Origin of the sequence: Micromonospora eburnea (assembly GCF_900090225.1) — a bacterium.
GTDB lineage: Bacteria > Actinomycetota > Actinomycetes > Mycobacteriales > Micromonosporaceae > Micromonospora > Micromonospora eburnea.
The window spans coordinates 4,234,872-4,245,517 of record NZ_FMHY01000002.1 but is presented as its reverse complement, the minus strand read 5'-3'; the positions used below and the strand labels follow the sequence as shown (position 1 = coordinate 4,245,517).

Here is a 10,646-nt window from a genome sequence, read left to right as displayed (position 1 = left end):
TTGGTGTGTGCCCGCCCCGTCGTACTACCAGGCCTTGTTGATCACGAAAGGCGCCGAGCTGTACACGTGCCACTCCTCCATGGTGGGAGGAATCTCCACCCAGCGGTTCTCGCCGACCTCGCACTTCTGGATGGTCGGGAACCACAGCATCTCGGGTGCATTCCGGTCGATACGGAAGCCCATGCCGAACAGCGCCTGCTCGTGGTCGGGCAGCAGCCCACCGGTCCAGGTCACCTCGACGACCCGGCCGAAGCCCTGGCCCGCGCCGACCGCCCGGGTCACCTTGAGCTCCCAGCCCGGTACGGGATCAGGGGTGACGAGGTGCAGGCCTTCGGGGATCTGCATCCGCACCTCGGTGGTCGCGGAGCCGGCGCAGCCGTGCGTCACCCGGAAAGCGGTGTGGAAGAACTTCGTTTCGGCCGTGTAGGGCTCGGCGATCATGTGGGCGCTGGCCGGCACGGCGGCGACGCCGATCGCCACGGCCGCGGCGACCAGGACGGCACCGGCACGTCGCATCAGTTTGATCACTCGTCTCCTCCAGAAGCTCTGGATGCTCGTAGCCGTCAGCCCCTCTGCTCCCGGCCCGGCACCGGGACTCAGCATGGGGAGGGGCCGCCGCCTTGTCTTCGCGCAGATTGCTGCGTTCGCTCGGGCCGGGGTGATCGGTCACGACCGTCCCGGTCCGCCCTCGCCAACTGCCGGCACATCACTTCCAAGTGGGCCTTGACCAGCGTGAACAGCGCCTGCCCCGACTCGCCGCGGTCGAGGCCGCGCACCGCGTCCGGTAGCCCCCGCGACCCCAGACGCAAACCGACCACACCACCACGCCGCCCCGGTCGCGGGTAGGGGTCGAGGGTTGCGGCCCGTTCGTACGCGTCGAACCCGACTCACCGGTGCTGCGGCCCCACCGTCCACGGCCGGAGCTTGTCGGGACTGCGGACGGCCCGGATGCGCGTGATCCGGTGACGCCGTCCTCCTGGGCGATCAGGCCGGGTTGGCCGTTGACCGTACGCTCCAGGATCGTCAGGCTGCGGAGCCTCGCTTGGGCGCGGCGTACAAGGAGATGACCCTCAAGCTGTCGGTGTCGAAGATCCGACGCGAGGCCCGTAAGCCGGGTTCCACGGTCTGGATCAAGGGCGGCCCGCGTACCGGGCAGCCGGCCTCCGTCGCGCAGGTGGTTCCGTCACCCTGACCAGCGACGCGGCCAGGCCCGTTGGGGGCGACGCGGGATGCGGCATGTGGTGGGTTCTCCGGGGCCGGATACCCCCACATGCCGCACCTGACGTGGACCATGTGGGGGTGGACCGGCCCCGGTGCGGCCAGGATCGCCTGGGCCGGGATCAGCGGGGCCGTGTTACCCGGGCGTAGACCTCCGGGATGGCGGCCTTGATCCGTCGCACGGTCTCGGCGACGTCCAGCCCGGTGGTGTCAACGCCGACGTACCGGTAGTCGGCACCGGCCGCCTGCCGGATGGTCCGATCCTCCGGGATCAGGTCGACCATGTCGCGCCACTCTTGCGTCGTCCGCTTCGCCCGGGTGACTCGCCGGTGGTCACGTACCTCCTTGTCGACCAGGAGCTCCACCAGGAACACCGTGGGGGACTGGTTCAGCAACCGGCGGAAGGCCAGGTAGTCGGGGTAGTTGCGGAGAAAGCTGCCAGCGATGACGTTGACGTAGCCGGCGGTCCAGAAACTCTCCACCAGGCCGGCGACGTTGCGCCGAAGCAGGTCGAAGAACTCGTCGTCCATGGGGCAGGGGTTGGTCTGCCCGATGTCCTCCGCGTCGATCCTGGCACCGCGGGGCGTATGGCGTAGCAGTGCACGGATGATGGTCGACTTGCCGGCGCCCTCCTCGCCGTTGACGAGGACGAGGCGATTTCCCGGTGGCGCGACCACCAGGTGTTCCACCGTGGACATTCATCGAGTATGCACGAATCGCAGGTCTGGTCGCCCGGCCCACCCACGGCAGCGGCACGCGGCGAGCCCCCCGTCGCCCTCGCGCTGCGACAGGGATCCTGACGCCGGAAACGTGCGTGACCCGGCTCGACCGGCCGGAGGCGGTCAGCCCTGCACGCCGAGCAGATCCGTCAGGTCGTTGGCGTGCTCTTCCTCCTCCTCCAGGATGCTCTCCATCAGCCGGCGGGTGGTCGGGTCGGCGTCACCGAGCCACCGGATGATCTCCTGGTACGAGGAGATGACGATACGTTCGGCCACCAGGTTCTCCCGGAGCATCGTGTTCAGGTCGGTAGCGGCCGGCGCGGAGTATTCGGTATGAGCGCGCTGGGCGAGCGTGCCGGGGTCGAAGTCGGGCACCCCACCGAGTTGATTGATCCGCTCAGCCGCCCGCAGGCCATGCTGCAGTTCCTCCGCCGCGTGTTCCTTGAACTCGGCGGCCACCTGCGCACGGTCAATGCCGGAAGCGGCGATCGAGTTCTGGATGTAGCGCAGGTAGCACACGATCTCGGTCGCCACGACCTGGTTGAGAATGTCCAGAACCGGGTTGGTGTCTCCGCCGTACGTCCCGGTGACCGGGCCTTCCTCCATCCGGCGGCGGGCGTCGTCCCGGATCTTGGTTACATCGAGCGCAAACTGGTTCGGCATGCTGTCCCCGTCTTCCGCTGGTGTCGGGCTGACGCGCGGTGGCCGGTTTACCCCGGCCCGCCTGGCTTACACCCGCCGACGGGGCAGCCAGGCGATTTGTCACCGGAACCGGTCTTCTGGCGGAAACCAGTGAGCCGGCGATGTCGTGGCGGTCTGCTCGGCCCAGGGCTCAGCGGTGTGGCCAGGCAGCGGGGATGCGTTCCAGTACCCCGCCGGCGAAGACGTCTCGCAGCCCGAGCGGCTTGAGGTGTACGTAGCCGATGTGACAGTCGCAGATGGCGTTGCCGCACGGTCGGGGCTTCAGGGCGGCGCGCCACGAGCCGTCGTAGAGGTTGCCGATGGGGGTGGGGATGAAGTGGCAGCGGCGTACCGTGCCGTCGCCGAGCACCGAGATGGCTGTCTCCCCGGCGTGGCAGGGCCGGCCGAGAGAAACGTGTGGGCGGACGCTGTAGCCGAAGTGCGGGTCCAGCTCGGTCCAGGTCGCCTCCTCGGCGGCGTCGTAGCGGCGCCCCTCCGCGGCGTTCACCCACAGGTAGACGGTGTCGGGCAGGTCGGCGCGGAGCGCCCGCGCCTCGTCGAGGTGTTCCGGTAGGCCGACCACTCCGACGGAGTAGCGGACACCCAGCTCGGAGAGACGGGCGCAGCGCCGCAGGAACCGCTCTCGGGTGACCTGCCCCGGGTGGTAGGTCGTCCAGAGGGCGGCGGAGCGGGGATCGGCCTCGGCCAACCAGTCGACGCGGGCGGCGAGGTTGGTCTGGATGACGACCCGCTCCACGTGCGGCAGGTGGGACAGCGACGTCATGGCCTCCCGATACCAGCTGCGGGTCAGTCCCTCACCCCAGGGAGTGAACAGCACCGACAGCCGGACATCGGTGGTCGCCGCCACCCAGTCGGTGAATCTGGCCAGCGCGGCCCGGTCCGCGCGGAGCAGCTCGGGCGGATCGTGCCGCTTGGCGAACGGGCAGTACGGGCAGTCGTAGTTGCAGCTCGCCAGCGGCCCGCGGTAGAGAATCGCCAGATTCACCGCAGCACGTACCCGGTCATCGCGTCATGGACCTCGGCGGAGGTGAGCCACGGGCCGATGGCGTCGGAGTGGGCCAGCCCCTCGGGCGTGAGCCGCACCCCGCCGTCGGTGGCCCAACCCCGCTCGACGAGTCGGCCGAGCTGGGGGAAGTCGTCGGTCGGCGGACGCCCGAAGCGGGCCCGATAGGCGTCGGTGTCCACGCCTTCGACGCGCAGCAGCGACTTGAGCAGCCAGCGGCGGCGCTGCTCGGCGCCGTCGAGGTGGAACCCGAACTCCGCGTACCGGAAGTCGTCGGCGGGGCGGGCGAGGTAGTCGTCGAGTACCGCCCGTACCTGGGACACGCCGACCGCGTAGTCGAAGGAGTAGTGCAGCGTGGTGGTGTAGGAGCGGGCGCCGCAGCCGAGGCCGACCATGCCGTCGTCCTGGCAGCAGTAGTCCGGGCCGTCCGGGCTCGGGACGTCCGCGCGGCGGAACTGCCGCATGGACTCCTGTCGATATCCGGCCGCGCCGAGCGTTTCCACGGCCTGCTGGTAGAGGGCGAGCCGCTGGGCGTCCCAGTCGGCGCGGGCGTGGGCGCGCCGGCCGAGGCCGGTGAGCGGCCGGACGTAGAGCGGGTACAGGTACAGCTCCTCGGGCCGCCAGGCCAGCGCCGCGTCCAGGCTCTGCCGCCACGTGTCGGCGGTCTGCCCGTCGATGCCGTAGATCAGGTCGATGTTGAGCACCGGGATCCGGGCGTCGCGGATCGCGCCGAGCGCGGCCTCCACCTCGGTGCGGCGCTGCGGGCGACCGGCGGCGCGGGCCTCGACGTCGAGGAAGCTCTGCACACCGATACTCACCCGGGTCGTACCGTACGCGGCGAGCACCGCGAGCCGGTCCGGCGTCGCGGTGGCCGGCGAGGTTTCCACCGACAGGGGTACGCCCGGCAGGCGGGCGCCGACCGTGCCGGTGGCGATGTCGAACAGCTCGGACAGCTCGGCGGCGGTGAGATAGGTCGGGGTGCCGCCACCGAAAGCCGCCCGGGCGTAGCCGGCGTCGTCGAGCGCGTCGGCGACCTGTTCGGCCTGCCGGCGTAGCTGCCGCAGGTACGCCGCGACCTGCTCCTGCGGCGCGTTCGCGCGGGTGAAGAGGTTACAGAAGCCGCAGCGCATCTCGCAGAACGGCACGTGGAGGTAGAGGAAGAGCGAGTCCCGCGCCTCCGTCCGCCACACGTCGGTCAGCAGCGGGCGAGGCCGCAGCGGCCGGTACGAGGTCTTGTGCGGGTACGCGTACAGGTACTGCTGGTACGGGGAGCCGTCGAGGCTGGCGCTGGTCACCATTCTCCTGGATGCAGGGTGAATTCGGCGTACGGGACGGTCCACACCACGTCGTGGCCGAACCGGTGGCCGGTGCGCCCGTCCTCGCCGTAGGCCGTGCCGTGGTCAGCGCAGATGATGGTGAACACCGGCCGGCCCCGGCCGGTTACCAGGGCGAACAGCCGGCCGACCCGCCCGTCGACGTACTCCAGGGCGGCGGCGTGGCTGGCCAGGCTGTCGGCCTCGGCGCCGGGCAAATGATGCCGGTTGGGCTGGTGCAGCGCGGCGACGTTGAGGAAGGTGAACAACGGCTGCGTCGCCGGCACCCGGGTCAGCACCTCGGCCAGCCGGTCGAGCTGGGCGTCCAGGCAGGTGGGGGAGGTGACCCCGAACTCCGGCTCCCAGTGCGCCTCGGCGAACAGGCCCGGCAGCACCGCGCCGAGCGGGCTGCGCCGGTTGAAGAACCCGACCCCACCCAGGCAGAGCGTGTGGTAACCGACTCCGGCGAGGGCGGTCGGCAGGTCTGGCGCGTCGAACACCCAGGTGTCGGGGCCGCAGGTCTCGCTGCCCGGGAACGCCGCCGCGTACCGGCGTTCGTGCCCGCCCGGTTCCGCCGGCGTCGGCAGGAAGCCGGCGAAGAAGGCGTGGTGCGCCGCGTAGGTGAAGCTGGCGGGGGAGTGGCGTCGTTCCCAGCGTCCGCCGGGCAACACCCGCGCGAGCCGCGGGGTACGCCCGGCCGCGACCAGGTCGGCGGCCACGTCGTAGCGCAGCGTGTCGAGGGTGACCAGGAGCAGGTCGTGGCTGCCGATCAGGCTCCGCACCCGATCACCTCCCGAGCGGGCCCCGCACCGACAGTCGCCCGCCAGCGCTGCCACCGCCCGCTGGTCAGGGCGTGCACCTGCTCGGCGTAGCTGTCGCGTCCGTCGACCAGGACGCCGGGCAGCAGGTCACCGAACGCGTTGACCTCGGCCACGGCGTGCCGGCGCCAGCCGACCAGGAACATCAGGTCGACCCCGACGTGCAGCGAGCCGGGGAAGCACGCCGCGACCCGCTCGCACGTCTCCATCGCCGCCGACCAGCCCTGGGATCCGACCGCGTCCCGAAGCTCGGCGAGGTCACCGCGCGCGTTGCCGAGGTGCAGGTTGGTCAGCGGCCCGCGGGCGGCGCGGACCACCGTGTGCGTGGGCCGCCCGGCGACCACCAGCACCCGGGCGTCGACCACCCGGTCGCCGAGGCCGGCCTTGGGCAGCCATCGTTCGACGTGCAGGCCGTCGGGTGCGAGCCGGTCGACGATCACGGCGACCTCGGACTCGTCGGTGTAGCGGCGCACCCGCAGCGAGTTGAACAGCGCCTCCGGGGTGTGCTCGATCGTGGTGATCGCCTGCACCTGCCGGGGGCCGACCGCGAACGCGATCACCCCGGCGGCGGACGATCCGTGCGCGGGCTTGACGAACACCCGGCTCCAGCCGTTCGCCGCCATCGCCGCCCGCAGCTGGGCGTATCCGCCGACCGGCGGCAACGCGGCCGGCACCGGCACCCCGGCCGCCGACAGCCGCGCGTGACAGCGCCGCTTGTCGCAGAGCACCGCCACGTCCTCGGGCCGGTTGAGCAGCTCCGCGCCACCGGCGGCCACCCGCGCCATGCCGTCGACCAGACCGGCGTACGCGTCGGCGAGTCCGACCAGCTCGCCGTGGCGGGCGGCGGTGGCCGAACGGCGCAGCAGCCGATCGACCCGCGGGTCCTCTCCGGGCGAGTCCACCCGCACCAGCCCGCCGGACGGCGGCGCGGCCCCGGCCAGCACCTCGGCCCAGGGCAGCACCTCGGGCTGGGGCAGACCCGCGGCCAGCACCGCCCGGGTGAACATGTCCACCCGGCGGTTACCGGGGTTGCCGACGACGGTCAGTCGCATGTCACTCCGACACCGCCGTGTACCGGTAGCTCTCACCGTCGTACACATCGGGCTCCTGCCGTGCGGACACGTCGACCCGGACGCCCGGCAGCGCGGCGACCACCGACGCCGCCACCGGCTCGGACAGGTAGTGCCGGTGCAGGTCGAGTTCCGCCAGATGGGTCAGCGGCTGACCGGCCAGCAGCGCGGCCGCCCCGTCGTCACCGAGCGTGCCCAGCGACAGGTCCAGCCGTTCCAACCGACGGACCACCGGCGCGGCGGCCAGAGCCTCCGCGACCTCGTCGGCGATCTCCGCGTTACGCAGTCCCAACCGGCGCAGCCGTGGGAACCCCTCCCCGGCCAGCAGCGGCGCCAGATCCCCGATCGTCGCGTCACCGCCGTAGTCGGGGGTGCCGAGCCACAGCTCCAGGTCGGTCAGCGCGGGAAGATCGGAGCCCAGCACCGCGCCGACGAACTCCCGAGACAGGCCGCCGCTCTCCACCGCGAGTTCCCGAAGTCGCGGATGCCGGACGGGGGAGAAGTCGAAGTCCTCGCCGCCACGGACCCGCAGCACCTCCAGGGCCGGGTAGGCCGCCAGCAGTTGGCTGACATCACCGACCTTCATCCAGGAGACCTCGCACTCCTCGCTGGTCATGTCGCCGAGGAACAGGGCACGTAGCGCCGGCAGGCGCGGTGCCGCCGCGCAGAGCTGCGCGATCGGAGCCAGGTTGAACGCGGCGTACCCCCAGGCGCCGATGACCAGAGACTCCACCGACGGCCCGGCCTGCGCGACGAACCGATCGAACGCGGTCTGAAATTCCTTGGACAGCTCATCCTTGACCGTGCCGTCCCAGTCCGATCGGGCGAACCGCCACGAGACCGGCCCGTCCACTGCCGGAAGCGGACCATCGACGGGAACCTCGACGACCGGGCGGCCGGCGAAGGACCGGGCGTGGGAGGTGAACGCCATCGCCGATCACTCCCCGACCGCGGTGTAGCGGTACTGCCGGCCGTTGTATTCCTCAACGGTCTGTGGATCGGAGACGTCGACCTGGACGTCAGGCAGCGCGGCGGCCACCGAAGCGGCCATCTCCTCGGAGAGGTAGTGGTGTCGCAGGTCCAGGCGGCGCAGATGAGTCAGCGACTGACCGGCCAGCAGCGCGGCGCCGCCCGAGTCGGTGAGCACACCCATCGACAGGTCGAGGACCTCCAGCCGGCCGACGACCGGCGCGGCGGCCACCGCCTCGGCGATCGCGTCGGCGATCTCCGCGTTGCACAGCGCCAGGCGCCGCAGCGCCGGCAGACGGGCACCCCCCAGCACGCCGGCCAGGTCGTCCACGGTGGCGTCCCCGCCGTACTCCGAGCGGCCGAGCCACAGGTCCAGCCGCCGCAACTCCGGCAGATCGCTGTCCCCGACGGCGCGCGCCACCGCGCCCGGCAGACCACCGGACTGGAACCGCAGCTCCCGCAGCCCGTCATGCCGGACCGGCGCCAGCCGCAGGCCCTGGGCGCCCCGGATCCACAGCACCTCCAGCGCAGGGTAGGCCGCCAGCAACGGGGTGACGTCGTCGTGGGTCAACCACGAGATCTCGCACTGCTCGCCGACCAGGTCGGCGAGGAACACCGCCCGCAGACCGGTCCACCGGTGTGCCGCGGCAACCAGCAGGTCGACCGGCAGCGGCCGCTCGTACGCCTCACCCCACTCGCCCACCACCAGCGCGCGAACAGCCTCACCGGGAACCTCGTCGAGCATCGCCTGGACCAGTCCGGCGAACTCCTCGGGGTCCGCGTCGAAGTCCTCGACCTCCAGCCGCCAGGCCACCCCCGCTGGGTCCTCGGGCAGGGCCATGCCCGGACTGAACCGCAGCACCGGCAACCCGGCGAATGACGACACGTGCGAGTGGACCACGCCAACCTCCGGTCTGACTGCTGGGCGAGCGGCGAGACCGTAGCAGGCCGGCCCGACAGGAATCTCGGCAGCGGCGGGTGGCCTTCCCCGGACTATCCTGTGCGGGTGATCAGCACCAGGGCACGTGTGGCGGTGGCGACCTTCGCGGTCGGGACCGCACTGGCCGGATGCGCCACCGAAGGGATGGACCGCCCGGCGGCCGAATGGAGGCCCCCGGCCGGGACGACGTCGCACGCCACGGGATCACCGAGCGCCACCGAACCGGCTGCGTCGCCCGAGCTGCGGCTGGCCTTCGCGGGCGACGTGCACTTCACGGGCCGTACGCTACGGCTGCTCGACGACCCGAAGACGGCATTCGGCCGGATCGCGCCGGTGCTACGCGACGCCGACCTCACCCTGGTCAACCTTGAGACGGCGGTGACGGACCGGGGCACCCCGCAGCCCAAGCGCTTTCAGTTCCGGTCGCCGGCGACCGCGTACTCGGCGCTGCGCGCGGCGGGGGTCGACGCGGTGTCGATCGCCAACAACCACACCCTCGACTACGGCCAGGTGGGGCTGCTGGACACCCTCGACGCGGCGGCGGACGCGAACTTCCCGGTGTTCGGCGCGGGACGCGACGTCGACGCGGCGTACGCGCCGTGGCTGAGCACCGTGCGGGGTGTCCGGATCGCGGTGCTGGGGATGTCGCAGGTGCACGAGCTGGCCGCGCAGTGGAAAGCGACGGAGACCCGGCCGGGAATCGCGATGGCGTTCGACGGGGACCGGGCCGTCGCCGCCGTGCGAGCAGCCCGCGATCAGGCCGACCTTGTGATCGTCTTCATGCACTGGGGCGTCGAGGGCAACTCCTGTCCGACCGGGGAGATGAAGACGTTCGCCCGCCAGATGGCCACCGCCGGGGCGGACATCGTGATCGGCACCCACGCGCACACCCTGCTCGCCGACGGTTGGCTGGGTAAGACCTACGTGCACTACGGGCTCGGCAACTTCCTCTGGTACAGCCAGTCGCACAGCACCGACTCCGGCGTCCTGCGGCTGACCGTGCGGGGGCGGACGGTGACCCGCAGCGAGTTCCTTCCGGCGACGGTGTCGGGCACCGGGCAGCCCGTGCTGGTGTCCGGCGCGGCCCGGAAGCGGATCGAGGACAAGATCGCCACCGCGAAGCGGTGCACCGGCCTCACGTGAGGGCGTATCGGCCGGTGAGCCCGCTACCTAGTAGATGTTCCAGCGCTGGTTCCAGTCGCCGCTGCAGTCCCAGACCTGCAGTGGCGCCCCGTTGGCGTACCTGACGTCGCGGACATCGAGGCAACGGCCATCGGCGCCGTTCTTCAACAGGCCCCAGTCGCTGGTGCCGACCCTGACCGGCCACCAGATCTGGTTCGACGCTCCGGTGCATTCGTACTGCTGTACGGCGTTGCCGTTGCCCAGCCCCAGATCGGCCCGGCGGTCGAGGCACTTGCTGGACCCCTTGTTGACGATCTCGTAACCGTAGTTGCCGCGCGTATCGATTTGCTTCGACCGCACCAACCACTGTTGGTTCAGGGTGTTCCCCGAGGTGCGTAGTTCCCACAGTTGCACCGGGGTCATGTTGGCCGACGACCCGTTCACCACGTCCATCACCATGGTGGGAACACCGCTGGTGGGTTTGAACACGCTGATGTACCAGACGTACCAAACCGGCCACGAGTCGGCCTGGGCCGGCGCCGGGGCGATCGCCACGGCGAACGCCAACGCGCAGGTCGTGGTCAATGCCGTGAAGGCCTTCCTGACACGCATCAGATCTCCCTCTACTCGTCCGTCCCGGGACCTTCCCAGGGCACGGACACGTGGCATGCGATACCGGGACACGTGCGGCAGCGAAGCCCGCGGAGGCTATCGTCAGGCGGCCCGACACGGGCGGACCACACCTTGAAGGCGAGAGTTAAACGAGTTGCCG

General features: G+C 71.2%; 12 protein-coding genes. 2 read left to right on the top strand and 10 right to left on the bottom strand.

What is annotated here, in order from left to right; all coding sequences use genetic code 11:
- Positions 1-24 precede the first annotated feature (24 nt).
- On the bottom strand, positions 25-528 hold the full coding sequence (locus tag GA0070604_RS18815) for a YcnI family protein (protein WP_167363516.1): 504 nt from the start codon (positions 526-528) through the stop codon (positions 25-27).
- 514 nt (positions 529-1,042) lie between these two features.
- Here GA0070604_RS18815 and GA0070604_RS32500 point away from each other — a divergent pair.
- On the top strand, positions 1,043-1,192 hold the full coding sequence (locus tag GA0070604_RS32500) for a hypothetical protein (RefSeq protein ID WP_167363515.1): 150 nt from the start codon (positions 1,043-1,045) through the stop codon (positions 1,190-1,192).
- 148 nt (positions 1,193-1,340) lie between these two features.
- On the opposite strand, the gene GA0070604_RS18810 is transcribed toward GA0070604_RS32500, so the two are convergent.
- The 8 genes from GA0070604_RS18810 to GA0070604_RS18775 all read right to left on the bottom strand — a co-directional run bounded on the left by GA0070604_RS18810 (position 1,341) and on the right by GA0070604_RS18775 (position 8,713).
- Complete coding sequence (locus tag GA0070604_RS18810; RefSeq protein WP_091119855.1) at positions 1,341-1,916, bottom strand: hypothetical protein; 576 nt, start codon at positions 1,914-1,916, stop codon at positions 1,341-1,343.
- A 144-nt stretch (positions 1,917-2,060) separates the two neighbouring features.
- Entirely contained in the window at positions 2,061-2,600 is a 540-nt protein-coding gene (locus tag GA0070604_RS18805) for a ferritin-like domain-containing protein (protein ID WP_091119852.1), read from the bottom strand.
- Positions 2,601-2,769: 169 nt separating this feature from the next.
- Positions 2,770-3,624 carry an STM4011 family radical SAM protein gene (locus GA0070604_RS18800; RefSeq protein WP_091119848.1) on the bottom strand — a complete coding sequence of 285 codons (855 nt, stop codon included), beginning with the start codon at positions 3,622-3,624 and terminating at the stop codon, positions 2,770-2,772.
- Positions 3,621-4,937, bottom strand: coding sequence for an STM4012 family radical SAM protein (locus tag GA0070604_RS18795; protein WP_091127250.1), 1,317 nt, complete (start codon positions 4,935-4,937; stop codon positions 3,621-3,623). The genes GA0070604_RS18800 and GA0070604_RS18795 overlap by 4 nt, the downstream gene beginning before the upstream one ends.
- The gene (locus GA0070604_RS18790) at positions 4,934-5,737 is read right to left on the bottom strand and encodes an STM4013/SEN3800 family hydrolase (RefSeq protein WP_091119845.1); all 804 of its coding nucleotides are present in this window, start codon (positions 5,735-5,737) and stop codon (positions 4,934-4,936) included. Before GA0070604_RS18790 ends, GA0070604_RS18795 begins: the two co-directional genes overlap by 4 nt.
- On the bottom strand, positions 5,725-6,825 hold the full coding sequence (locus GA0070604_RS18785) for an STM4014 family protein (protein ID WP_091119841.1): 1,101 nt from the start codon (positions 6,823-6,825) through the stop codon (positions 5,725-5,727). Before GA0070604_RS18785 ends, GA0070604_RS18790 begins: the two co-directional genes overlap by 13 nt.
- A 1-nt stretch (position 6,826) precedes the next feature.
- Positions 6,827-7,774, bottom strand: a complete 948-nt coding sequence (locus GA0070604_RS18780; RefSeq protein WP_091119837.1) for an STM4015 family protein — start codon at positions 7,772-7,774, stop codon at positions 6,827-6,829.
- A gap of 6 nt (positions 7,775-7,780) precedes the next feature.
- Positions 7,781-8,713: an STM4015 family protein gene (locus GA0070604_RS18775; protein WP_091119834.1), complete on the bottom strand. Its 933-nt coding sequence runs from the start codon at positions 8,711-8,713 to the stop codon at positions 7,781-7,783.
- A gap of 105 nt (positions 8,714-8,818) precedes the next feature.
- Here GA0070604_RS18775 and GA0070604_RS18770 point away from each other — a divergent pair, with 105 nt between their 5' ends.
- Positions 8,819-9,895: a CapA family protein gene (locus tag GA0070604_RS18770; protein WP_141721334.1), complete on the top strand. Its 1,077-nt coding sequence runs from the start codon at positions 8,819-8,821 to the stop codon at positions 9,893-9,895.
- 27 nt (positions 9,896-9,922) lie between these two features.
- Here GA0070604_RS18770 and GA0070604_RS18765 read toward each other — a convergent pair whose 3' ends face one another.
- The gene (locus GA0070604_RS18765; protein WP_167363514.1) at positions 9,923-10,486 is read right to left on the bottom strand and encodes an RICIN domain-containing protein; all 564 of its coding nucleotides are present in this window, start codon (positions 10,484-10,486) and stop codon (positions 9,923-9,925) included.
- Positions 10,487-10,646 lie beyond the last annotated feature (160 nt).